Origin of the sequence: Campylobacter concisus ATCC 51562, assembly GCF_000466745.1 — a bacterium.
Classification (GTDB): Bacteria; Campylobacterota; Campylobacteria; order Campylobacterales; family Campylobacteraceae; genus Campylobacter_A; species Campylobacter_A concisus_B.
This window is the reverse complement of the sequence record NZ_ANNI01000003.1, coordinates 255393-280873: the sequence shown is the minus strand read 5'-3', so window position 1 is coordinate 280873 and position 25481 is coordinate 255393. Positions and strand designations below refer to the sequence as shown.

The 25481-nt window shown below is 38.6% G+C and carries 15 protein-coding genes and 2 pseudogenes; 16 read left to right on the top strand and 1 reads right to left on the bottom strand.

The genetic code is table 11. The features are described 5' to 3' along the window. The first annotated feature begins 55 nt into the window (after positions 1-55). The 6 genes from ATCC51562_RS02750 to ilvA are packed head-to-tail and all read left to right on the top strand — an operon-like array spanning position 56 to position 8688. A complete protein-coding gene (locus tag ATCC51562_RS02750) occupies positions 56-2641 on the top strand; it encodes a bifunctional aconitate hydratase 2/2-methylisocitrate dehydratase (RefSeq protein WP_021090690.1) in 2586 nt (861 codons plus the stop codon). Positions 2642-2677: 36 nt separating this feature from the next. Next, entirely contained in the window at positions 2678-3889 is a 1212-nt protein-coding gene (locus ATCC51562_RS02745; protein ID WP_021090799.1) for an ankyrin repeat domain-containing protein, read from the top strand. Between the two features lie 8 nt (positions 3890-3897). After that, the gene (locus ATCC51562_RS02740; RefSeq protein ID WP_021090887.1) at positions 3898-4644 is read left to right on the top strand and encodes an SDR family NAD(P)-dependent oxidoreductase; all 747 of its coding nucleotides are present in this window, start codon (positions 3898-3900) and stop codon (positions 4642-4644) included. A gap of 9 nt (positions 4645-4653) precedes the next feature. Then, positions 4654-6348, top strand: coding sequence for a Na+/H+ antiporter NhaC family protein (locus ATCC51562_RS02735; RefSeq protein WP_021090840.1), 1695 nt, complete (start codon positions 4654-4656; stop codon positions 6346-6348). Positions 6349-6350: 2 nt separating this feature from the next. After that, positions 6351-7454 carry a tRNA (uridine(54)-C5)-methyltransferase TrmA gene (gene trmA, locus ATCC51562_RS02730; RefSeq protein WP_021090777.1) on the top strand — a complete coding sequence of 368 codons (1104 nt, stop codon included), beginning with the start codon at positions 6351-6353 and terminating at the stop codon, positions 7452-7454. A 22-nt stretch (positions 7455-7476) separates the two neighbouring features. Beyond that, positions 7477-8688: a threonine ammonia-lyase gene (gene ilvA / locus ATCC51562_RS02725; RefSeq protein WP_021090937.1), complete on the top strand. Its 1212-nt coding sequence runs from the start codon at positions 7477-7479 to the stop codon at positions 8686-8688. Between the two features lie 45 nt (positions 8689-8733). Here the strand turns inward: ilvA and ATCC51562_RS02720 are convergent, their stop codons facing one another. Next, positions 8734-11925, bottom strand: a complete 3192-nt coding sequence (locus ATCC51562_RS02720) for a S8 family serine peptidase (protein WP_021090630.1) — start codon at positions 11923-11925, stop codon at positions 8734-8736. 279 nt (positions 11926-12204) lie between these two features. On the opposite strand from ATCC51562_RS02720, the gene ATCC51562_RS02715 reads away from it, so the two are divergent. The 10 genes and pseudogenes from ATCC51562_RS02715 (at position 12205) to napA (ending at position 25473) form a co-directional block, all read left to right on the top strand. After that, positions 12205-12900: a DUF4230 domain-containing protein gene (locus tag ATCC51562_RS02715; RefSeq protein WP_021090543.1), complete on the top strand. Its 696-nt coding sequence runs from the start codon at positions 12205-12207 to the stop codon at positions 12898-12900. Between the two features lie 20 nt (positions 12901-12920). Beyond that, positions 12921-13844, top strand: a complete 924-nt coding sequence (locus ATCC51562_RS02710; RefSeq protein ID WP_021090553.1) for a Dyp-type peroxidase — start codon at positions 12921-12923, stop codon at positions 13842-13844. Positions 13845-13889: 45 nt separating this feature from the next. After that, positions 13890-14318, top strand: a complete 429-nt coding sequence (locus ATCC51562_RS02705) for an EamA family transporter (protein ID WP_414531039.1) — start codon at positions 13890-13892, stop codon at positions 14316-14318. Positions 14319-14416: 98 nt separating this feature from the next. Next, positions 14417-14992 carry a cytochrome C heme-binding protein gene (locus ATCC51562_RS02700; RefSeq protein ID WP_021090680.1) on the top strand — a complete coding sequence of 192 codons (576 nt, stop codon included), beginning with the start codon at positions 14417-14419 and terminating at the stop codon, positions 14990-14992. An 84-nt stretch (positions 14993-15076) separates the two neighbouring features. After that, entirely contained in the window at positions 15077-17644 is a 2568-nt protein-coding gene (locus ATCC51562_RS02695; RefSeq protein ID WP_021090474.1) for a molybdopterin-dependent oxidoreductase, read from the top strand. A 390-nt stretch (positions 17645-18034) separates the two neighbouring features. Beyond that, positions 18035-18766, top strand: a pseudogene (locus ATCC51562_RS09965) (cache domain-containing protein); the annotation flags it as partial. A 303-nt stretch (positions 18767-19069) separates the two neighbouring features. Beyond that, on the top strand, positions 19070-20002 hold the full coding sequence (locus ATCC51562_RS09960; RefSeq protein ID WP_414531038.1) for a methyl-accepting chemotaxis protein: 933 nt from the start codon (positions 19070-19072) through the stop codon (positions 20000-20002). A 398-nt stretch (positions 20003-20400) separates the two neighbouring features. Then, positions 20401-20970: pseudogene (locus ATCC51562_RS09955) on the top strand (cache domain-containing protein); the annotation flags it as partial. Further along, on the top strand, positions 20953-22152 hold the full coding sequence (locus ATCC51562_RS02685) for a methyl-accepting chemotaxis protein (RefSeq protein ID WP_414531037.1): 1200 nt from the start codon (positions 20953-20955) through the stop codon (positions 22150-22152). The pseudogene ATCC51562_RS09955 and the gene ATCC51562_RS02685, both read left to right, overlap by 18 nt. A 540-nt stretch (positions 22153-22692) precedes the next feature. After that, a complete protein-coding gene (napA, locus tag ATCC51562_RS02680; RefSeq protein WP_021090927.1) occupies positions 22693-25473 on the top strand; it encodes a nitrate reductase catalytic subunit NapA in 2781 nt (926 codons plus the stop codon). Positions 25474-25481: the final 8 nt, after the last annotated feature.

Sequence of the window (25481 nt, the reverse complement as noted above, 5' to 3'; positions counted from 1 at the left end):
CAAAACTAGCGATTTTTAGACTAAAAATAACGAGCAAAAACCATAAAGGAATTTCATGAGCTTTTTTACCGACTACGAAAAACACGCAAGCGAGCGAGAAAAAGAGGGCGTGCCACCGCTTGCGCTAAATGCCAAGCAAACAAGCGAAATTTGCGAGCTAATAAAACTTGCCAACAAGTCTAGTTGCGACGAAAAGGCACAAAGCGAGCTAAAATTTCTTATAAATTTGCTTGAAACTCGTATCAATCCTGGCGTTGATGATGCAGCGAAGATAAAGGCAGAATTTCTTGGTGAAGTAATAGACGGGCTTTCTGTTGGTGGTCTTGACGCTATGCGTGCTATTAAAATTTTAGGCAAGATGCTTGGTGGATATAACGTGGAAATTTTGGTGCGAGCTCTAAAAAATAGCAATGAAAATATCGCTCGTGCTGCAGCAAATGAGCTAAAAAATATTATCCTGGTGCATGAATATTTTGACGAGATCGCAAAGCTAAGTAGCAACAATAAATTTGCAAAAGAGGTGCTTGTTTCTTGGGCAAATGCGGAGTGGTTTACACATAAAAAGCCAATTGAAACCTGTATAAACGCAGTCGTTTTTAAAGTACCTGGTGAGACAAATACTGATGATCTAAGTCCAGCGAGTGAGGCCTATACAAGGGCCGACATACCACTTCACGCAAAAGCAATGCTTGTTAAAAAGATGCCTGAGGGTCTAGAAATTTTAAAAGAGCTCAAAACTCGTGGTAAGAAAGTTGCGTATGTTGGCGATGTGGTTGGCACTGGCAGCAGCAGAAAGAGTGGTATAAACTCGATCCAGTGGCATTTAGGCGATGAGATAGAAGGCGTGCCAAACAAAAAAACTGGCGGTATCGTGATAGGCACGACCATAGCTCCGATATTTTTTAATACCGCTGAAGATAGTGGCGCACTGCCGATAGTTGCAAACGTAAATGAGCTAGAAATGGGCGATGAGATAGAAATTTATCCATTTAAAGGCGAAATTTATAAACCTACAGATACTGAGAAAAAGCTCGTGGCAAATTTTAAATTAAGCCCAAATACTCTAAGCGACGAGATAAGAGCAGGTGGCAGGATACCACTTATGATAGGACGCCAAGTGACCAAAAAGGCTAGAGAGGCTCTAGGGCTTGGCGAGGAGCAAATTTTTATAAAGCCAGATCAGCCAAAAGAGCAGGGTGGTGGATATACGCTGGCTCAAAAGATGGTCGGCAAGGCTTGCGGCGTACCTGGCATTAGAGCTGGAGCTTATGTGGAGCCTGAAATTTTAACTGTTGGCTCGCAAGACACCACTGGGCCGATGACTAGAGACGAGGTTAAAGAGCTTGCTAGCCTTAGTTTTGGCGCGGATTTTGTTTTGCAAAGTTTTTGCCACACGGCCGCTTACCCAAAACCAAGTGATCTTGTGATGCATGAGAGCTTGCCAAAATTTATAAATTTACGTGGCGGTGTGAGTCTAAAGCCAGGCGATGGCGTCATCCACTCTTGGCTAAACCGCATGGTCTTGCCTGACACGGTGGGCACTGGTGGCGATAGTCACACGAGATTTCCTATTGGTATCAGCTTTCCAGCGGGCAGCGGCCTAGTGGCGTTTGCAGCGGTGCTTGGCATGATGCCGCTAAATATGCCAGAGTCAGTTTTGATCAAATTTAAAGGCGAGCTAAAAGAGGGCGTGACACTTCGCGATCTTGTCAATGCGATACCTTATTTTGCGATTAAAAAAGGGCTTTTAAGCGTTGAAAAGAAAGATAAAAAGAATGTTTTTGCGGGTAAAATTTTAGAGATAGAAGGGCTTGAGAATCTAAAAGTAGAGCAGGCATTTGAACTAAGTGACGCTTCGGCTGAACGCTCAGCGGCTGCTTGCGTGGTAAATTTAAGCGTTGATAGTGTCGTGGAGTATGTTCGCTCAAATGTTGCGTTAATTGATGCGATGATAAAAGCTGGTTATGAGAGCCGTGAGACTCTGCTTAGACGAAAAGAAAAAATGCAAAAATGGCTTGAAAATCCAACGCTTTTAAGAGCCGATAAAGATGCAAAATACGCTGAAATTTTGGAGATCGATCTAGCTCAGATAGATGAGCCGATTTTGGCGTGTCCAAATGACCCAGATGATGTGGCAACGCTAAGTGAAATTTTAGCTGATGACAAAAGAGTGCATAAAATCGATGAAGTTTTTGTAGGGAGCTGTATGACAAATATAGGCCATTATAGGGCGCTTGCTAGAATTTTGGAGCATGAGAGCAAGCTTACAACTAGGCTTTGGATCGCACCGCCGACAAAGATGGATAAAAGCACACTTGAAAATGAGGGTGTTTATGAAATTTTTAAAAGATTAAATGCAAGGACAGAGGTGCCAGGCTGTTCGCTTTGCATGGGCAATCAAGCAAGAGTAAACGACAATGCAGTGGTATTTTCTACTTCAACTAGAAATTTTGATAACAGAATGGGTATGGGCGCGAAGGTCTATCTAGGAAGTGCCGAGCTAGCTGCTGTTTGTGCGCTACTTGGACGTTTACCAAGTGTAGATGAATATAAAAAAATAGTAAAAGATAGTCTTGGCTTAAATAAAGATGAAATTTATAAATATCTAAATTTTAATGAAATAAGCGAGTTTAGTATATAAATTTGTTACAATATCGCGAAATTTTAAGGAGCTTTGATGAAAAAAGTAGTTTTTTTTCTCTTTTTTAGCGTTTGTTCTTTGATAAATTTACACGCTTTAGAGTGCAGTGATCTTGCCAAAAAAGAGAGCTTTAAAACTACTCCAAACGATCTTGCTTATGCGAATGAGGGGCTATTTTACTGTGATGGTTCGCTTTTAAATTTAAAAGAGGTGAAAGAGCTTTTTGATGCGAGTGTGGCTGTGAGAAGTGAGTCTCAAAGTTGCGTTGGTGATAGAGTTTATAAAGAAAATTTAAACAAGTTTAGATGGCTTTTACTAAAAGCGTCATTCGCACCTGAATTTTACGCAAAAGAGCTTGCAAAACCAGAGGTTGCTGAGAGCGAAAAAGACGCTAGAATGGAGTATCTTAGATACTGGGCAAACGAGAGCTTGTTTAATTTTTTAAAATATAAAAAATTTATCGAAGCTTACAAAAATGCTCAAACTCCGCTTGTAAAATTTTATGAAAGCCTGGGACTTGATACTGCAAGTGCAGCCTACTATGCAACCAGCGTAGTAAATGAGTTTTTGACTTTTGGTGTCGGTAAAAGTGTAAATAAAGCTAAAATTTTAACACCTGAGCAAAATATAATGGCTCAAAGGATAAATTCCGATGAGCTGGCAAATTTGCTTTACTCAAAAAATTTTAGTACCGCTGAGCTTACAAATTTGCTTAATATCGCACTTTTAAACGAAAAAAGTAGCGACATGATAAAAGAGATCATAAGGCGTGGGGCCGATGTGAATTTGGGCGATGAGACGCCGCTATTTTTTGCTTTAAAAAATATAGAAAACGTAAAAATTTTACTTGCAAACAAAGCCGATGTAAATCACAAAAATTTCTTTGGGAAAAGTGTACTTTTTTATGCTGTGCAGTTTAGCGATAAGCCACTTTGTGAGCTTTTGCTAAAAAATGGTGCCAATGCCAACGAGAGCTACATAGATGAAAATGCCAAGATGAATATGATAAATTTGGGTATGACGCAAGTTGAAGATACATGCGGTCTAGAACACACAAATAGAAGCGTTTTTATGCATGCAGCAGCTCATGCAACGCCAGAAATTTTAAAGCTTTTGATGGATAATGGTGCTGATATTAATGCCACTGATGACGCTGGGTTTAATGCGCTTGACTATGCCATGAAAGAACAAAATGAAAAGACGATCAAATTTTTAGAAAATTTGGGTTTAAAGCCAAATTTCAATTAGGAAAAACCATGAAAAAGACAGCTTTTGTAACTGGTGCAACATCTGGATTTGGCGAGGCGATTGCCAGAAGACTCTCAAAAGAGGGCTACAAGATAGTCGCTCTTGCAAGGCGCGAAGATAGGCTAAAAAAGCTTGCAGCAGAGCTTGGCGATACGCATATCATCGTAGCTGACATACGCGACAAAGAGGCTGTTTTTAAAGCGGTTGAGAGCCTGCCTGATAAATTTAAGGATATAGAAGTGCTTGTAAATAACGCTGGCATGGCGCTTGGACTTGAAAAAACGATAGATGCGAAGGTGGAGGACTTTGAGACGATGATAGACACCAACGTCAAGGGTCTTATCTACTCGACAAAGGCAGTTTTGCCACTACTTTATAAGCAAGAAAAGGGCTATATCTTTAATATTGGCTCGACAGCTGGCTCATGGCCATATCCTGGAAGTAACGTTTATGGTGCTACAAAGGCCTTTGTGAAGCAGTTTAGCTTAAATTTAAGAAACGACCTAGTCGGTACAAATATTAGAGTCACAAACATCGAGCCGGGGCTTTGTAAGACTGAATTTAGCGAGGTTAGGTTTAGAGGAGATAAAGCAAAGGCTGATAGTCTTTATGAAAATACAAATTTCATCACATCTGAGGATATCGCGACTATTTTGGTAAATTGTCTAAATATGCCCGGAAGTGTTAATATAAATAGGGTCGAAGTCATGGCAAATACGCAGACTTGGGCTGGGCTTGCGATAGAAAAATTTTAAGGAGTTCTTGTGAGACAAATTTTATTATTACTTTTTTTTAGCGTTGCGCTTTTTGGTGTCGATCCAGAAGTGGCAAAGAGAAACGCTGAAATTTATGGCGTATTTACGCTTATACCGCCTGTTGTGGCAATAGCACTTGCTTTTATCACAAAAGACGTCATCTTGTCGCTATTTATAGGTGTTTTTAGTGGAACATTTCTCATAAATATCATCAATGAAAACATCTTTATGGGTATCGTAAAAGGCTTTACCGGCATCGTTTCAAGAGTCGTTGAATCAATGGCTGATAAGACTGATTCAGGAATTTTACTTCAAGTGCTTTGTATCGGTGGTGTGGTTGCACTCATCACAAAGATGGGTGGTACAAAGGCGGTTGCTCTTTGGCTTAGCAAAAAGGCAAAAAGCGGCATTTCAGCTCAAATTTCAACATGGCTCATGGGAATTTTTGTATTTTTTGATGACTATGCAAATGCCCTAATAGTAGGTCCAATCATGAGACCAATAAGCGATAAATTTAAAATAAGCCGCGAAAAGCTAGCTTTTATCATTGATGCTACCGCAGCACCGATCGCTGGTATTGCTATCATTTCGACATGGGTTGGGCTTGAGGTTTCACTCATCGAAAAGGGCTATGAGTTAGTTGGAGAGACTGGTATTAACGCTTATTCTATATTTATCGAGACAATTCCATATAGATTTTATAACCTTTTTATACTATTTTTTATAGTTTGTACAGCCTTGATGCAGCGTGAATACGGACCAATGCTATTAGCTGAAAGACGTGCTAGAAGAGGCGAGCTTCACTCAGGTAAAACTCAAATCCAAGATCTTGAAGATAAAACACTTGAGCCAAAAGAGGGCGTAAAATTAAGCGCTGCAAATGCTGTTGTGCCACTTCTTGTGCTGGTCATTGGCGCATTTACTAGTTTTTACTTTAGTGGTCTTGCTGCACTTGAGGGCGATGCTCTTAAAAATGCACTCGCTAATCCACTTTCATTTTCTACATTTAAAGATACTTTTGGCGCAGCAGACTCAGCTACATCACTATTTCAAGCAGCATTACTTGCTAGTATCGTAGCTATCACAATGGGCGTTTGGCGTAAAATTTTTGACGTAAAAGAGGCTATCAGTACATGGGTAAAGGGCTGGAAGACTATGATAATTACGGTTGTGATTTTGCTTCTTGCATGGAGTCTTAGTACTGTTATCAAAGAGCTTGGCACATCAAGATATTTGGTTGATCTATTAAGCTCTTCAACACCTAAATTTATATTGCCAGTTGCTGTTTTTATCCTTGGTTCGTTTATTAGCTTCTCAACTGGAACAAGCTACGGCACGATGGGAATTTTAATGCCTCTAGCTATCCCACTAGCTTATGCGGTCGGCAAAAACTACGGCCTAGAGGGCGATGCGATGCACGCTTATATGATCGTAAATATTTCAGGCGTGCTTACAGGCGCGATCTTTGGAGATCACTGCTCACCGATATCGGATACTACGATCCTTTCATCAATGGGCGCAGGATGTAATCATATCGATCACGTCTCAACTCAAATGGTATATGCGCTTAGCGTTTGTGCGGTTTGTGTGCTAGTTGGTTACTTGCCAGTTGCTCTTGGTCTTAGTGTTTGGATCGCGCTTCCTTGCGGATTTTTAGCGATTTGGGCACTAGTTAGATTTGTTGGAAAGAAAGTAGAAGCATAAATTTGGATTGCAATTATTTAAAAGAGTGCGGCTCTTGCACTCTTTTTACTCCTTATGATGAGCAAATTTCATTTAAAACTGATCTTGTAAAACAAAATTTTTTAGAGTTTTATGATGGCGAATTTGATGTGTTTAGTTCCAGTCCAAAACACTACCGCACGAGAGCCGAGTTTGGAATCTGGCACGAGGGCAGCGAGCTTTGCTACACTATGCACGCAAAAGAAAAGGGCAAGAGAATTTTTATAGATGAGTGCCCAAAGGTCTGCGAGGAAATTTCACATCTCATGCCAAGGCTACTTGAAAATTTACAAAGTGGTGAAAATTTACGCACAAAGCTTTTTGGAGTGGAATTTATCTCTTGTAAAAGTGGTATTTTGATCACACTTCTTTATCATAAAAGGCTTGATGGCGAGTTTGAGGCGGCTATGAAAATTTTAGCTAACAAGCTTAATGTCACCATACTTGCTAGATCTCGTGGGCAAAAGTTGCTAAGTGGTGAGCTAAATTTGATTGATGAGCTAGACGTTGGCGGTGAAATTTATAAATTTAGCCTATCTGAAAATGCCTTTATCCAGCCAAATAGAGCCGTAAATGAAAAGATGATAGCTTGGGCAAAAGAGTGTGTGCAAGGCGGTGCTGACCTTCTTGAGCTCTACTGTGGACATGGAAATTTTACTATCCCGCTTTCGTTTAAATTTAAAAACGTTCTTGCTACTGAAATTTCAAAGAGCTCGATCGCAAATGCCCTTAAAAACTGCGAGTTAAACAAGGCTAATAACATCAAATTTTTACGAATGGACGCTGATGAGCTTATGAGTGCATTTGCTGGCGTTAGGGAATTTAATAGACTAAAGGATATAAATTTAAGCGACTTTAACTTCTCTCATGTCCTTGTTGATCCACCACGTGCAGGACTAAGCGAAAGTGTCGTAAATTTCATCAAAAATTTTAAAAATATCATCTATATCTCGTGCAATCCAGAGACTCTAAAAGAAAATTTAAAAGAGCTTTGTAAAAGCCATAAAGTGATAAAATTTGCCATTTTTGATCAGTTTGCAAACACTCATCACATCGAGTGTGGCGTGCTACTAAGGGCAAAAGAATAATTTAAAAAAGGAAAAATAAAAAATGGTTTCACTAAATAAAATCATCCAAGCAAAGATCACGATCGGTCATTTTGTAAATAAAACTCCATTTGCTCTGAGTGCGAAGCTTAGTAAAAATTTGGGAGCAAGTATCTATCTAAAAGAGGAAAATTTACAGCGAACCGGCGCATATAAGATAAGGGGTGCTTACAATAAAATAGCTAGCCTAAGCGATGAAGAGAGAAAGCGTGGCGTTGTCGCTGCAAGCGCCGGTAATCACGCTCAAGGCGTAGCGATAAGCGCAAAAGAATTTGGCGTGCATGCTTGCATCATAATGCCAGAATCAACCCCACTTTTAAAGGTCGCTGGCACAAAGGACCTTGGTGCAGAGGTTATTTTAAAGGGTGATAATTTCGATGAGGCGTACGCTTTTGCGGTTAATTACGCCAAAGATAAGGGTATGACCTTTGTTCATCCATTTAACGACGAGTACGTTATGGCAGGTCAGGGTACTGTTGGGCTTGAGATGCTTGATGAGATAAGCGATCTTGATATAGTCATCGTCCCAGTTGGCGGTGGTGGGCTAGCTAGCGGTGTGGCAAGTTGTATAAAGCAGGTCAATCCAAAGACAAAAGTAATCTGTGTCGGTGCAAAAGGCGCTCCAGCGATGTTTAATAGCTACGGCGCTAAAAAGAGCATAAATTCAAAATCAGTCCGCACCATAGCAGATGGTATCGCTGTGCGTGATGCGAGTGAGATCACGCTAGCAAATATTATTGAGTGTGTTGATGAGTTTGTGCAAGTTGATGATGAGGAGATTGCAACTGCGATTTTGTTTTTGCTAGAGACGCAAAAGATCGTAGTTGAGGGAGCTGGCGCAGCTGGCGTGGCAGCACTTATGCATGATAAAATCAAATTTAAAAAAGGCGCAAAGATAGGCGTGGTGTTAAGTGGTGGAAATATCGACGTACAGGTACTTTCTATCATCATTGAAAAGGGTCTTATCAAGTCTCACCGCAAGATGACTTTGCAAATAACGCTTGTGGATAAGCCAGGAGCGCTCATGAGCCTAACAGATAGTCTCAAATCAGCAAACGCAAACATTGTAAAAATCGACTACGACCGCTTCTCAACAAGGCTTGACTATGGCGATGCAAGTATTACTATCACACTTGAGACAAAGGGTCTTGAGCATCAAGAAAAGATCAAAGAAGTGCTTACTAAAAACGGTTTTTCTTTCACTCAACTATTTTAATTTAATGGCTCGCTACTATTTAAAGTAGCGAGCATGATTTACCTATTAAAACAAAATTTCAAATTTTGCATTTACGCTGTTTGACTTCACGTCTTTAGCAAAAGCACCTGTGTAAGATAGACCTAAATTTATATTTTTATAAACATTAGCTTTTACACCAAGGCTAGCTGTGCCAAGATCGCGTACCTCTTTACCTTCAAGTTCCAAGTACCCAGCATTTGCGATATTTACGCCGATATTTGGTCTTGTATCGCCAACTAGTCTATTGTAGGCTAGATCAGCTTCAAATTTCATCTTTGTACTACCAAGACTAAATGGCACACTAGGGTTTAGACCTATGCTAAATACACCCAAATCCCTAGTTTTTTCATCAACATCCATTCTGAAAATTCCTATATTTTGGCTAGTACTATCAGTTTTCATGCGTAGATAGCTTGCGCCCACATAAGGATTTAGTGAGAAATTCGCACTATTAAATGCTGTTAGTGCCAAATTTGCGTAAGCAGTAAGTGCTTTTTCCTTGCTTTTTACATGCTCATCTGAGTAGAAACTAACGATCGTAGCACCATTTTGCGTTTTTCGTTTAGAATTTGTATATATGAGACCAAGGTCTAGTTTTGTGCTAGCGATCTGGCTTTTTCCGTAGATGCCGATACTTGTACCTTTTGTTTTATAAGCATCATCACCATCTTCTTTTACTTTTTCACTGCTAGCACCAAGCACGCCACCAAGTGTGAAAGCATCATTTACATTGCCGTCAAATCCAAAAAGCTGAGTGAATGAGTTTGCTTTTACATCATCAAATTTCATAGCATTAGCCATGGTATTTGACCAAAATTTCATGCCACTCGCATCGATTGCTTTTTCGCTGAATGGATCAAATTCATGATTAATGATTGCATTTTTGAGCAAGATATTTTCTAGTAAAAATGCATTATGTTGAGCTAAATTTGCATTATTTGCAAATGTTTTTAGCGTATCGCTTGCTTCTTTTGGCGTAGCGTAGATGAAGTGTCTATACAGATCACTCGTAATGACTGCTGGTCTACTTCTAAACGGTGAAGCAAGGAGTGCTGGTCTGCTAGCTGTACTCTCTATGAGTTGCGCTACTCTTTTTTGGTTATCGCTAGCTGCAATACTTGTTATCGTGTTTTTTGATTTTTTAAGTGTTAGCTCTAGCTTGTTGTCACTATAATTTCTAGTAAGGTCAAAAAATGCGTATTTTTTTGAGATGGTGTCGTTGTAGCCACTAAAATTTCCAGTTACGGTATAAGTTTTTGCCTTTGAACTATCGTCATATAGTCTTTTCATGACATCTACATTTGGCTTACTTATATCTATAATAGAGTTCTTTTCAAATTTTAGATTTAAATTTGCTGCGTTATTTGAGATGATATAACTACCACCTGTTTTTATAGTAGCTTTTACTGCGTCATTTGTACTTTTTCTAGTTACGTCTTTAAAAGATAGCTTTTGAGAAAATTTATTTCTATCAATCTCTCTAACACTCATCTCTTTAACAATCTCAAGTGCACCCCCATTTTCGACTACTACTTCGCTTGATTTTAGTGACTGATTTAGTGCTGTAATCTTGCCACTTTTTATTATGGTTTTGCCAGTGTATGAGTTGGTGCCTGCTAGTTTTAGAGTGCCTAGACCTCTCTTAATAAGAGTTCCTTCATAGCCTTCGCTAGCTCTTTGTTCTCTTGCTTTTTCTCTAGCATTACCTATATCAAGTTCAGCCTTTTGCTCGGCTGTTAAATTTGACATTTTCTCAAGCTCAGCCTTGCGATTAGCCCAAATTTTTGCCTCTGCCTCATCTTCAGTCTTTCTGTATTTTATAGCTACATCGCTGATATTATTTGAGTAAAGATCGTCCGTGTCTAGACTTACATCAAATACGCCTAGTAGCTGTCCTGGCCCAAACATAGCCTTTGACATATCAAGTGCTCCCCAGCCCCAGCGCTCATCAGGTACGCCAAGTGGGGCAGTAAAACCAGAAATTCTTTTTGTATCGGTTGGCTTTTTAAACTCATCTTTGACTTGTCTTGCGGTAGTTAGCAAAACATCTCTTGCTTGAGAGTTGCTCATATACGGATATCTTTGCATGACAAGACCAAGTGCGCCAGTGACATGTGGAGCTGCCATTGATGTACCATCCCAGCTATCGTAACCAGCGTTTCCATTTTTAGGATCAACTGTGCTTGATTTTATACTTTTACCAGGTGCTGCGATACTCCACCATTTTGAGTGTCCTGCGGTGTTAAAGTATTGTGTATTGCTATCCGCCATTCCAGTAACGTTTATCCAGTATTTTTCAGCATCTGGACGAAAATATGGAAGCATTGCTCTTGTGTATGACTCTTTCATGCCATTTCTATTTCCGGCAGTAAAGACTTGAATGATGCCGTATTTTTTGGCGACTTCATAAGCAGCATCTATGAAATTTTTACCATCTGTGACAAATGGATAGTAGCTTTTATAGGCTGCGTCAAGATCTTTTATATCTAAGCTATTGCCGCCATCAAATCCAGTTGCTCCCTCATAAGCTTTATAAAATTTGCGGTTTGAACCCCAACTATTGTTTATGGCTCTTGCACCACCTTTGGCTAGTCCCTCATAAGATGCTAAAAAGAAGTTGTAGTCTTGGTTTGGACCATATGTCATACCGTCGGTTCCACCAGTATTTCCTACTATAAGTTTTGAGTCAAATGCTACACCATGCATCCCTTTGCCATCTCTTGAGCCAGCAATCGTACCAGCTACGTGCGTGCCGTGTGAGTCGTTTACACCAGCGATCCAGTTGCCATCAGCTTCAAATTTTTCACCTTTTTTAAAGTCGCCAAAGTCAGCTCTGTTTTTATCAGTGCTTCCTTTTTTTAAAAAAGGAGAGTTGCCGTGCTCAGTATCTGGATATTTTTGTCCATCTTTGTAGTAGCTGCCAGAAATTTTTAGTGCGCTTATCCTGCCGTCGCTAAGTTCAGGGTGGCTAAGTAATGCACCAGAGTCCATAACGCCAAGAGTCACACCTTTGCCTGTCACTCCAAGAGCATACGCGATAGCTGCATTGATACGCTTTAGTCCCCAGTATGCTTTATACTCAGTGCTCTCCCAGCTACTTATGTCACCAAATTTGCCACTTTCTTGATCGTTAGCATTTAGTGAATTTGCAAACAAAAGAGTACAACAAGCCGCGCTTATCAAAATACATTTTTTGTTTAAAATGGATCTTTTCACATCTTATCCTTTGCATAAAATTTAAAAGGATTGTAATATCCTTAAAATAAATTATTAATTAAAATATTAAAATTTATGATAAAAATTTACTTTAATAATCCCATTTTTACGCTATTTTTACTATAAGATATGAAAAAATGATTAAAATAGTATCACACAAATATTATTAATTACGATTTTATTTTAAAACAATTATTTAAATATAATTTTTAATAAAAGTAGAATTTCATCTCTGCTTTACAAATTTAAGCTAAAATAGCAAGCTTTAAAGGAGAAAAAATGAGCGAATATGCAAATTTGATATTAGCTATCTTACTAGCTGTTTTGGCATTTGCATTTTATAGGTCAAATAAGGCGTTAAAAAAGGCAAAAGATGATAGCGAAAATCTCTCAGTCAGCACTGAAATTTCGCAGCTAAAAAGCATCGGCGAGCTATCTGTTTTTCAAGTTTATAGCAAAGAGATCGTCACAAAAACCGATCATGCGTTTGGAAATTTTGGCAAAGAGTATCTAAGATGGCTTATAAGCGAGAAGAAGCTTTCGATGATATTTGAGTTTGAGATAAATTTCATTTACGATCTAACTAGCCCAAAGCTCGAGATTATGCAGATCGCAAACTCTAGCTATAAGATAAAAATGCCTCCTTGCAAGTATAAATTTTCGATCGCCGATATGAAATTTTACGATGAGAAAAACGGCAAATTTATACCATTTTTGCTGCCTGACTCGCTAAATGGCTTTTTTGGTAGCACTTTTACAGAAGAAGATAAAAATAGACTAATTGAAGAAGCTAGAAACGAAGTCAAAAAGATGAGCGTTCGCCTTATCTTACAGCTTCAAAGCAAAATTCATAAATCAGCTCGCGATACGCTTGAAGCGATCGCAAAGAGCTTTGGGGCAAACAAAGTTGAGTTTATTTTTGACGATAATGATGAGCAGATCAGCTCACAACTAAATTTGGAAAATATTGCATAAAATTTTAAAAAGGAGAAAAAATGAGCGTAAATTCACAAGAAGTCACGCAGACACCAGGTAACAACACGGTCTTTCAAACATGGGTTTTAACAGCTGATAAAAAGGCTTGTAAAGATGGGTTTGCCGAGCTTTGCGCCTTGGTTGTAAATTTAAATAAAACTGCCAAGATTAGATTTGGTGCAAATGAAAATGTAAACTGCGTCCTTGGCGTGGGTCATGATGCTTGGAAAAAGCTTGAAATTTCAAAAAATCTGCCAAAAGAGCTTGTAAATTTTAAAGCGATAAAAGGCGATAAGCACGAAGCTGTTAGCACAAAGGGCGATATCCACATCCATATTCGCGCTTTAAATGCACCTGATTGCTTCGATATGGCTCAAGCAATAAAGGCTGTGCTTTTTAAATTTGCAGAGCTTACAGACGAGACGCAAGGCTTTAAGTATCATGACGGTAGGGCAATAATAGGCTTTGTTGATGGCACTGAAAATCCTGAGGGCGAGGAGAGAGATTTCTTTGCTAAAGTTGGCGATGAGGACGCTAAATTTAAAGGCGGTAGCTACGTTTTTGTACAAAAATATTTCCACAATATGAAAGAGTGGAACGCTACAAGCGTAAGTGAACAAGAAAAGGTAATAGGCCGTTCAAAAGAGCTTGACATCGAGATGAGCGAGGATGTAAAACCTACAAATTCACACTCAGCTGCTGCAAACGTAGGAGACGATAAAAAAGTCGTGCGTGGCAATATGCCTTTTACTGAAGGTAGCAAAACAGGCACTTACTTCATCGCTTATGCGAGCACATTTTCAACGGTTGAGCTTATGCTTAAAAAGATGTTTATCGGCGAGCCAAAGGGCAACTCAGATAGGCTGCTTGACTTTAGTACGCCAGTAACTGGAGCTCTATACTTTGTGCCAACAGTTGATATGCTAAGCGATTATGAGGGATAAATTTAGCTTGGGGCGAAGCAAATTTGTCCCTTTAAATTTATAAGGATAAAAATGCCAGAGTGGTTTATCTACGCAGCTCTTTCAGCTGTTTTTGCTGCACTTACAGCGATCTTTGCAAAGCTTGGTGTAAAGGACATCGACAGCGATTTTGCGACTTTTATAAGAACGATCGTCGTCATTTTGATGCTTGTTTTGCTTTTAAGCGTGGCTAAAAAATGGCAGCCATTAAGCTCATTAAGCCCCAAAAACTGGCTCTTTCTCATATTAAGTGGCATAGCAACTGGGCTTTCGTGGCTCATGTATTTTAAAGCGATGCAAGTTGGTAAGGTCTATCAAGTGGCGCTGGTTGATAAATTTAGCGTTGTGCTGGCTATCATTTTGGCTGTCATCTTTCTTGGTGAGAGGTTAAATTTAAAAGAAATTTTAGCCGTATGTCTTATCGTATCTGGCGTATTTTTACTCATTTTTAAATAAATTTTTCTGCATTATTCTTAAATCATATTTTTAATTTTAATTTGTAATTAATTAAAAAGCTCCTAAAATTTGAACGATTTCATTTTGAAGGGAGAAATATGAAAAAAATCATTTTTTCAGCCATCGTGGCTTGTGCGGCATTTGGTGCTAGTGTAAACTACACAGATGTTGTAAAAGATGTTTACGGTGATGCTAGCTCAACAAAAAGTATAGGCAGACTGCTACCAACCAACGCAGTTGAAATTTTACAAACAAGCGGTGACAGAGCGCAAATTAAAGTAAAAGGCTATCAAAACCCAGCTGTTAGCAACGTAGTTTATTTTGCTGATGGCGCGAGGATTATCTCGGTGGCATTTGCAAAAACTGCACCTTTTGATATTAAAGTGATCAAAGAGGGCAAAAACGGCAAATGGAATGAGGTAGAAACAACAGTTTTTGTTCAAAAAGATGGCTTTAGCACTGACGTAAACGCGATGTTTGCAAAAGCTGACAAGATGTATAAAGAGAGTTGTGGTGTTTGCCATGCGTTACCTCAAACCACACATTTCAACGCAAACCAATGGCCGTCACTTCTAAAATCAATGATCGGCAGAACCGCAATAGAGAAAAAAGACGAGTGGTTGGTTGTTGAATACCTTCAAAAACACTCATCTGACGTAAACCTAGGTAAATAAGCAAAACTTTTGTAGCGGCGAGTAAAAACAAATATTAAAGTTTAGCTTATTCAAAAGAAAACTTAAAAATGAAAGGGAGATAAGATGAACGAGAACAGACGAGAATTTCTAAAAAAAGGTGCTACAGCAATTGCAGCGACACCTTTGCTTTCAAGCGTAACAGCATCAAATTTATTTGCTGATGGCGTAAAAAAGAGTGTTTTAAGAGATAGCGAGGTCATCACAGCTGCCCACTGGGGTATGTTAAAAGTGACAACCAAAAACGGCGTAGCAGTAAAGTCAGAGCCTATCCAAAAAACAAGTGAAATTTACAACCCGCTTCAGCACTACACACCAGATATGATCTACAAATGTCGTATCAAGCGTCCAGCAGTTAGAAAGAGCTACCTTGAAAATCCAGATAGTCCAAAGCCAGAGCTTCGCGGTAAGGATGAGTGGGTTGAGGTGCCTTACGAAGAGGCGATCAAGCTAGTTGCAAGAGAGCTTAAAAAGACAAGAGCACAAAAAGGCTTACAAAGTGTATTTGCGGGCAGCTATGGCTGGAAATCAAGCGGTAACGTACATAACTCAAGAATTTTACTTCATAGATTTATGAACCTTAGTGGTGGCTTTGTTGGCTCACTAGGAGATTACTCAACAGGTGCTAGCCAAATTATCATGCCTCACGTCGTGGGTAGTATCGAGGTCTATGAGCAGCAAACCAGCTGGCCAGTCGTACTTGAGAACTCAAAAGTCGTAGTCATCTGGGGTGCAAACCCACTTGCGACACTTCGCATAGCTTGGACTAGCACCGACGAGCAGGGCTTTAAATACTTTGAAGAGCTCAAAAATAAAAAAGATATCAAAGTGATCATCATCGATCCTATCAAGAGTGACACAGCGCAATACTTTGATAACGCTCAGTGGATAGCTCCTGTGCCAAACACCGACACAGCGATGATGCTTGGTATGATGCACTACCTATATGAAAGCGGCAAGTATGATAAAAATTTCATTGAAACCTACACAACAGGCTTTGATAAATTTCTCCCATATCTACTTGGTAAGACAGACAATACTCCTAAAAATTTAAAGTGGGCGAGCAAAATTTGTGGCATTGATAAAGATACTTTAAAAGAGCTAGCTGATACATTTGTCGCAAACCGCACTATGATAATGAGTGGTTGGGGTATGCAGCGCGCTCACCACGGTGAGCAGCCGCACTGGGCGATGGTGACTTTGGCGGCGATGCTAGGACAGATCGGCCTTCCTGGTGGGGGATTTGGCCTTAGCTACCATTACTCAAACGGCGGCGCACCAACATGCAAGGGCGCAGCTATCGGTGGCATGAATAGCGCAAGTGTGGGTAAATTTAACGATAAAGGCGAGTTTATAGGTACAGATACAGGTGAGTTCGATAAACGAGGTCGCTTCGTCGCAAAGGCTGCTGCAGCAGCAGGTACAGGCCAAAGCTGGCTACAAAAAGCAACCAGCTATGCCTTCCCGGTAGCAAGGATCGCTGATGCGTTATTGCACCCTGGCAAAGTGATAGATCATAATGGCAAAAAGATCACCTACCCAGACATCGATTTTATCTACTGGGTCGGCGGTAACCCACTTGTGCATCACCAAGATACAAATACAAATTTAAAAGCGTGGAGAAAGCCAAGAACAGTTGTCGTACATGAATCATACTGGACACCGACAGCAAAAATGGCTGATATCGTATTCCCAGTCACCACAGAGTACGAGAGAAACGACATTACCATGACTGGTGACTACTCAAATATGAACATCGTACCGATGAAACAAGTCGTTGAAAAATACCACGAGGCAAGAGACGACTATCAAATTTTTATTGATCTTTGCAAAGCTTATGCTAAAAATTTAGTCGTTGCCTACACAGATAACGGTAAGGATGAGTTTGACTGGATCAAAGAGTACTATGACGCAGCGTACGCTCAGGTCAAGGCTGTGCCAGAGCTCACAACTGATATGAAACCATTTGAAGAGTTTTGGAACGAGAATAAGCCAGTTACATTTGCCTCATCTCAAGATAGCGATAGCTGGGTGAGATTTGGCGAATTTAGAGAAGATCCTGTGCTAAATGCTCTTGGAACTCCAAGCGGTCTTATAGAAATTTACTCAGAGACTATCGAGAAAATGGGCTATGACGACTGCAAGGCGCACCCAATGTGGTTTGAGCCGATTGAGTGGCTAGGCATGAAAGATAAGCCAGCTAAATTCCACATGATAAGCGCTCACCCAACTGACCGCTTGCATTCACAGCTAAGCCAAACTTCACTTCGTGACAACTATGCGATCGCAAACCGCGAGCCTATCTGGATCAACGAAAAAGACGCAAAAGAGCTTGGTGTACAAAGTGGTGATTTGGTGCGTGTGTTTAACGCACGTGGCGAGGTGCTAGCAGGTGCTCATGTCACTAAAAATATCAAAGAGGGCGTTGTAAAACTAGCTGAGGGCGCTTGGTATGACGGCTTTGATAGTGGAATTTGCAAAAACGGCTCTGCAAACGTGCTAACCATAGATATCCCAACAAGCAAGCTAGCAAATGGCAATATCAGCCACACAGCTCTTGTAAATATCGAGAAATATAAAGGCGACGAGGCGTTAAAGCTTACAGCTTTTGCTGAGCCAAAAATTTCTAAATAACATTAAAAGCAGGGGAACTTTCTCCTGCCTTTGAACTTAAAATTTAAAATAAATCTACTACTCACAAAAGCTTAAATTTATATTAAAGCCTATAGCTCTATAAAATTTTATTTCACAATGGATATTGAGATGATAGGTATATTTTTGTTGATTGTTAAATAAAAATTTCTAGATTTGAATAGTTATATTAAATTTTTATAAAGTCTTTTTAAAGCCAAGCTACCAGACTTTTAAAGATAAAATAATCACTAAAAAAAACTCACTTTTTTACCTTAATAGATCGATTTTTGATTAATTGTTTAAAAGGCGTTAAATGTAGTATAAAATTAATTTTAGTTTTAATTCTTTTTCGATAAATTAAAGTGATTTTAACTTTTTAAAGGAGGAAAGATGAAGTCCATAACTTCAAAGATAGCGATGATCATCATCTCATTGCTAGTTATTTCGTTTGCTGCTATTTCGGCAGTCAGCTACTATACAGCGGAAAGTAAGGTAGTAGAGTTGGTCAGCCAGACCCAGGATCAGATTCTAAGTGACATCAAAGCTACTACGGATTCTTTTTTTGAAGAATATTTAGAAGTTGCCAAAAAGTATGCTTCAGATATAGCACAAACACCAAATAATGATGACTCGTACATGGAAAAAACAAAAATGCAAAAAGAAAATGTTAGTCATCTAGTTTCTAATATTTTTTATGGTCGCGAGAGTGATGGACATTTTTTCCAATCAGATGGAACTAAAACAACTCCAGCCGATAATTACGATCCTAGAACTAGAGGCTGGTATAAAGCAGCAAAGAGTGCAAATGGTGCTATCTATACCGAACCTTATAAAGCTGCTATGTTTAACGCTTTAGTAATTAGTTTTGCCGCTCCAGTAAATAAAAATGGAAATTTTGATGGTGTTTTGGGGCTTGATTTAAATATAGATGCTTTAAGTAAAAAAATTCTCGAAATGGGTAAAACAAAATACGGCTATGTCTATGTTATGAATAAAGATGGTGTAATGCTAATGCACTCAAATCCAGATAATGTTGGCAAAGCAGTCGAGTCTACACTATATCTCTCAAAACAATATGCAGAAAAGAAATATGACGAAAATGGACTTATCCCTTACACTAACTATAAAGGCGAAAACGTAACTGCCAAAATTCTTCCTATAAATGATCAAGGTTGGCTAGCCGTAGCTGCTATCGGAGCGGATACTTTTTCGTCTAACACCTTGCCTTTATTAAAAGCTCAAATAATCCTTGCCGTAGCTTTTATAGTCATACTTTCGGCTATCGTATTTACTCTTCTTAAAAAATCCCTTAGTCCTATTAGAACTATCCAAACCAAGCTTGAAGACGCGTTCAAATTTATCACCTACGAAACCCCTAACGCTCCGGAAAAGCTAGTAGTAACTACGCAAGACGAATTCGGCAGAATGAGCGAATCTATTAACGAAAATATAGAAAAAGTCCTTAACGGCGTTAAAAAAGACAGCGCCTTAATAGACGAGATGAACGGTATAGCAAATCTCATGATAAAAGGCCACATGGGGGCTAAGATTAACTCCGTCCCTAATAATCCGGCTTTAGTTCAGTTAAAAGATCTGCTAAATAAATTCTTTACGTCAATTTCTGAAAATTTAAAAGGAATAGCGGTAGTTTTAGCTTCTTATAACAAAAACGACTATACTCCTAGATTAGAGCTAAAACCCGAGCTTGAAAGCGATCTAAGAGATATGATAGTAGGCCTTCAAAGCGCGGGCGACGCCGTAAGCAATATGCTAAGGGAAAATTTAAAAGAAGCTCAGGTTCTAGAAGAAAAAGCTAAAATCCTAGCAGAATCTATGAGAACCCTAACCGACGGAGCCCATAAGCAAGCAGACTCTATCCAAGAAAGCGCGGCTGCTATAGAAGAGATGAGCAGTTCTATGAACGCCATTAGTCAAAAAGCTAGCGACGTAACGAGACAAAGCGAAGAGATTAAAAATATCATCGTTATTATTAGAGATATAGCCGATCAAACAAATTTACTTGCTCTAAACGCCGCTATCGAAGCGGCACGCGCCGGCGAGCACGGCAGAGGCTTTGCCGTAGTTGCCGACGAGGTTAGAAAACTAGCAGAGCGAACTCAAAAGTCACTTGGTGAGATTGAAGCTAATGCAAATGTTCTAGCTCAAAGCATTAACGAGATGAGCGAGAGCATCAGAGAGCAAAGCGAAGGCATAAATATGATAAATCAAAGTGTGAGTCAGATCGACAGTATTACAAAACAAAATATTAATATTGTTGGTACAACAAATGAAATTACTGACCAAATAGATGACATGGCTAAGACGATAGTAGCTGACGTTAGAAAGAATAAATTTTAATCTTAGACCGAATTTAGGGGTTTGTCTCCCCTAAATTCTAATTTTATCTCACTTACTTTAACTATCTAAAATGAAAAAATAATTCAAAATTATTATTTAATGTATACATCACTATTTTGTAATTAATATTATTAAATACCATTTAATATAAAAAAATATACAATCGCATCTTAAAATTTTTTGTAAAAGGAAAGTAAATGCGATCAATTGCAAACAAAATATCTTTAATGCTCATACTGGCATTATTCATATCATTCTCGCTAATATCTTTAGCTAGCTATAACACAGCTCATGATAAAGCCATTGAGTTAGTAATACAAACTCAAAAGTAAATTTTAAAAGATGTGAAAATCGCACTAAATAGCTTTTTTACCAATAATCAGTATGCTATAGAAAAAATGGCTGAGACTCTTAGTAAGATAAGCGAGAAAAGTGGTGGCTCGATGAATGCTGATGGTATAAATTTAGCTTTATCTCAAGCAAAAGCTATATCTGGAAAAGAGATCACTCTTGTTTATGCTGGATATGAGGATGGGGCTATGTTTAGATCAAATGGGCAAAATAAAGCTGGATATGATCCAAGAGTTAGAGTATGGTATAAACAAGCTAAAGCCGAGAATAAACCAATATATACTGATCCATATATGGCAGCTTCATTAAATGCGATGGTTATAACTTTTGCTGCACCTATTAAAAATATTGGAGTTACGGGTATAGATGCGTCTATTGAGGAGTTGAGCAATAATATATCGCAAATTAGTAAAACTGAATACAGCTATGCTTTTGTTACAGATCAAAATGGCAACGTTATAATGCACCCAAATAAAGAATTAGTTGGCAAACCTCATGAGATCGCAAAGAGTCTAATAAAACAATATAATGAAAAGAAATTTGATGAAAATGGATTAATAGCATATAAAAATACAAAAGGCGAAGATGTCTATGCTTATATGTTAGAGATAAATGACAAAGGTTGGTTGGCAATAACAGCAATGGATCAAAATATCTTTAGCTCGCATACTTTGCCTATTTTAAAAGTTCAGATTATTTTAGCCTTTATATTTATAGTTGTTTTATCTTTGATCGTATATTTCTTGCTAAAAAGATCGCTTAATCCTATTAAAACTATTACAGATGCTTTGGTTAGTTTCTTTAGATTTTTAAATTTTGAGATAAAAGAGCCAGTTGTTTCAAAGGTAGCAACAAAAGATGAATTTGGCGTAATGAGCAAACTAATAAATGATAATATTGCTAAAATTTTTGACAATGCCGATCAAGACTCTAGGGTGGTATCTCAATCTGTTGAGACTGCAAAGGCGATAGAAAATGGAAATCTAAAAGCAAGGATAGTAGATGTTCCGGCTAATCCAAAACTAATCGAATTAAAAGATGTCTTAAATAAAATGCTAGATGTTTTGGAGAAAAGAGTCGGTAGTGATTTAAATATGATCCAAAAAACTTTTAATGATTTTAGAAATTCTGATTTTACTTCAAGAATTTTGGATGCCAAAGGCAATGTTGAGCTAGTAACAAATGAGCTTGGCGAAGAGATAGCTAATATGCTTGCGTTTAACTTAAAACAAGCACAATTCTTAGAAGAAAAAGCCAAAAATTTAGATGCATCAATGAAACAAGTAACTCAAGGTGCTAGCACACAAGCAAATTCTCTCCAAGAAAGTGCTGCTGCGATCGAACAAATGAGTAGCTCGATGAGCGCAATTAGTCAAAAGGCTGTAGATGTTATAAAACAATCTGAAGAGATTAAAAACATCATCGTTATTATTAGAGATATTGCAGATCAAACTAACCTACTTGCTCTAAACGCGGCTATCGAGGCAGCACGTGCTGGTGAGCATGGACGAGGATTTGCTGTAGTTGCGGATGAGGTTAGAAAACTAGCTGAGCGAACTCAAAAATCACTTGGTGAGATCGAAACTAACGCAAATATACTTACTCAAAGTATCAATGAGATGAGTGAGAGCATCAGAGAGCAAAGCGAAGGCATAAACATGATAAATCAAAGTGTAAGCCAGATTGATAGCATTACAAAGCAAAATGTTGATATCGTGAGTTCAACAAATGAAATCACTGCTCAAATCGATGAAATGGCTAAGACAATAGTGGCTGATGTTAAAAAGAATAAATTTTAACCTTATAGCTTAACACCTAAAATTTTATTAATATTTCATCCTCAAAATTTGAGGATGAAAATAACTCCTTTTTATCTCTAATCTTAAAATTATTTTTTGTTTTATAAATATAATAAAATTTTTAAAAATAATCTAATATTTATAGCTTTATAGTGATATTTCTAGTTAAATTTTTATAGATTATGTTTGCTTTCAAGTAGTGAAATCTATTAGAATTTATCCTTATAATTATTGCCATTTCGGTAAAGATATAAAAATTTTTAATGATATTTTATGTTACTTTTTTACTCAAATATTTAAAAATAATTTTACTTTGCTTTCTTTAGCTTTTTTGATAACAGCTCTAAAATTTTTAAATTTTATTAAATAGTATTTTCTTTCAAAATCGTGCTTTGCGAGAAAATTAATATTTTTATGTAGAAAAATATTTACATTTTTGGCTTAAGTTTTTTGAAATTTTTGTAAATGTAAATAAGTTGTAAATAAGTTTTACAAGGTTAATATCAACTCAATTTGTTTTAAATCTTTAAAGGAGAAAGAATGAATCGACGAGAATTCATAAAAAGTGCTGCAGCCAGTGCTGCTTGTGCTAGTGCTGGTATAGCCGTACCAAGCTCGCTAAGTGCAGCAAACGAAGCTGAAAAAGGCTGGCGCTGGGATAAGGCCGCTTGCAGATTTTGTGGAACAGGCTGTGGTATCATGGTCGCTACAAAAGAAGGCAAGATAGTAGCTGTAAAAGGAGATCCAGAAGCACCAGTAAATCGTGGTCTAAACTGCATTAAAGGCTATTTTAATGCTAAGATCATGTACGGCGAGGACAGGATCACTCATCCGCTTTTACGTGTAAATGAAAAAGGCGAATTTGATAAAAAGGGTAAATTTAAGCAAGTAAGCTGGAAGCAAGCATTTGATGTTATGGAGGCTCAGTTTAGAAAAGCATATGATGAGCTAGGACCTCATGGTATCGGAGTTTTAGGCTCTGGTCAATATACAATTCCAGAAGGTTACGCTGCTGTTAAACTTATAAAAGGTGGCTTTAGAAGCAATAGTATCGATCCAAACGCAAGACACTGCATGGCAAGCGCGGTTGTTGGCTTTATGCAAGTTTTTGGTATAGACGAGCCATCAGGCTGTTTTGATGATATCGAACTAACTGATACTATCGTGGCATGGGGCGCAAATATGGCTGAGATGCACCCGATCCTTTGGGCACGCGTAAGCGATAGAAAGCTTAGCGATCCTGATAGAGTAAAGGTTGTAAATTTAAGCACTTACTCAACTAGAACATCAAATTTAGCCGATATAGAGATTATCTTTGCTCCGTCATCTGACCTTGCTATCTGGAACTACATCGCTCGTGAGATAGTTTATAACCACCCAGAGATGATCGATGAAGAATTTGTTAAAAAACACTGTGTATTTACAACTGGTCCAGCCGATATCGGATATGGTCTTCGTCCAGACATTAATCATAAAAAATATGCTCCAAGCGAGCTAGACACTGCTGCTACTGAGAAGTCAAAGGTGCTAAGCGAGGCTGAGGGTGTTACGCTTGCATATCTTGGACTAAAAGCTGGCGATACGCTAGAAAATAAAAATGCTGCAAAATCTGGCGCACATTGGCAAATAACATTTGAAGAGTTTAAAAAAGCTCTTGCACCTTACACACTTGACTTTACAGCAAAGGTGGCAAAGGGCGATCCTAACGAAGATATAGAAGAATTTAAGAAAAAACTAAAAGCACTTGCCGATCTTTACATTGAGAAAAACCGCAAAGTCGTAAGTTTTTGGACGATGGGCTTTAATCAACACCAACGTGGTACATGGGTAAATGAGCAAGCTTATATGGTTCACTTTTTGCTCGGCAAACAAGCACTTCCAGGCTCAGGAGCATTTTCTCTAACTGGCCAACCAAGTGCGTGTGGAACTGCAAGAGAGGTTGGAACATTTGTTCACCGCTTGCCAGCTGACATGGTTATTGAGAATCCAAAACATAGAGAGATAACTGAAAAAATTTGGAAACTTCCTGCTGGAACACTAAGTGGCGTGCTCGCTTCTCACTACGTAAAAATGATGCGTGATCTTGAAGACGGTAAGGTTAAATTTATATGGGTTCAAGTGAATAATCCATGGCAAAATACTGCAAACGCAAACCACTGGATAAAAGCGGCTCGTGAGATGGATAACTTCATCGTTGTAAGCGATCCTTATCCAGGAATTTCTGCAAAAGTGGCTGACCTTATTCTTCCAACTGCGATGATCTATGAAAAATGGGGTGCTTACGGTAATGCTGAGAGAAGAACGCAACACTGGAGACAGCAAGTACTCCCTGTTGGCGAAGCGATGCCTGATATTTGGCAAATGATGGAGTTTAGTAAGCGCTTTAAGCTAAAAGATGTTTGGGGTGAGAAAAAACTAAACGATAAAGTGACACTTCCAAGCGTGCTTGAAGAGGCAAAAGCTATGGGATATAGCGAAGAAGATACGCTGTTTGACGTACTTTTTGCTAACGAAGAGGCTAAGAAATTTAGCGCAAACGATCCAATCATGGAAAACTACGACAATACAGAAGTATTTGGCGATAGCAGAAAAGTGATCGGCTCAGATGGCAAAGAATTTAAAGGATATGGATTTTTCATCCACAAATATCTTTGGGAAGAGTATAGAAAATTTGGCGTTGGACACGGCCACGACCTAGCTGACTTTGACACCTACCACAGAGTAAGAGGTCTAAGATGGCCAGTAGTTGATGGCAAAGAGACTCAGTGGAGATTTAACACTAAATTCGATCCATATGCTAAAAAAGCTGCTCCAAATGATAAATTTGCATTCTACGGCAACAAAAACGCAGCCCTTCCAACAGGCGATCTAAAAGGTGTACAAAATAAAGAGAAAACATCTCTTGCAAATAAAGCAAAAATTTTCTTCCGCCCTTACATGGATCCATGCGAGATGCCAAGCAAAGAGTATCCGTTCTGGCTATGTACTGGCCGTGTTCTAGAGCACTGGCATACAGGCACGATGACTATGCGTGTTCCTGAGCTTTATAGGGCGGTCCCAGAGGCGCTTTGCTACATGCATGAAGATGATGCTAAAAATCTTGGCGTAATGCAAAATGAGATCGTTTGGGTCGAATCACGCCGTGGCAAGGTAAAAGCAAGAGTAGATCTAAAAGGTAGAAATAAGCCACCAGTAGGTCTTGTTTATGTGCCTTTCTTTGATGAAAACGTCTATATAAACAAAGTATGTCTTGACGCTACTTGCCCAATCTCAAAAGAGACTGATTATAAAAAGTGTGCGGTTAAAATTTACAAAGCATAGGTGAGCGA

What these genes read in the sequence shown, in the direction of transcription:
- ATCC51562_RS02750 (WP_021090690.1), top strand. Translation starts at nt 56, where the DNA reads ATGAGCTTTTTTACCGACTACGAAAAACACGCAAGCGAGCGAGAAAAA.
- ATCC51562_RS02745 (WP_021090799.1), top strand. Translation starts at nt 2,678, where the DNA reads ATGAAAAAAGTAGTTTTTTTTCTCTTTTTTAGCGTTTGTTCTTTGATA.
- ATCC51562_RS02740 (WP_021090887.1), top strand. Translation starts at nt 3,898, where the DNA reads ATGAAAAAGACAGCTTTTGTAACTGGTGCAACATCTGGATTTGGCGAG.
- ilvA (WP_021090937.1), top strand. Translation starts at nt 7,477, where the DNA reads ATGGTTTCACTAAATAAAATCATCCAAGCAAAGATCACGATCGGTCAT.
- ATCC51562_RS02715 (WP_021090543.1), top strand. Translation starts at nt 12,205, where the DNA reads ATGAGCGAATATGCAAATTTGATATTAGCTATCTTACTAGCTGTTTTG.
- ATCC51562_RS02710 (WP_021090553.1), top strand. Translation starts at nt 12,921, where the DNA reads ATGAGCGTAAATTCACAAGAAGTCACGCAGACACCAGGTAACAACACG.
- ATCC51562_RS02700 (WP_021090680.1), top strand. Translation starts at nt 14,417, where the DNA reads ATGAAAAAAATCATTTTTTCAGCCATCGTGGCTTGTGCGGCATTTGGT.
- ATCC51562_RS02695 (WP_021090474.1), top strand. Translation starts at nt 15,077, where the DNA reads ATGAACGAGAACAGACGAGAATTTCTAAAAAAAGGTGCTACAGCAATT.
- ATCC51562_RS09960 (WP_414531038.1), top strand. Translation starts at nt 19,070, where the DNA reads ATGAGCGAATCTATTAACGAAAATATAGAAAAAGTCCTTAACGGCGTT.
- ATCC51562_RS02685 (WP_414531037.1), top strand. Translation starts at nt 20,953, where the DNA reads ATGTTAGAGATAAATGACAAAGGTTGGTTGGCAATAACAGCAATGGAT.
- napA (WP_021090927.1), top strand. Translation starts at nt 22,693, where the DNA reads ATGAATCGACGAGAATTCATAAAAAGTGCTGCAGCCAGTGCTGCTTGT.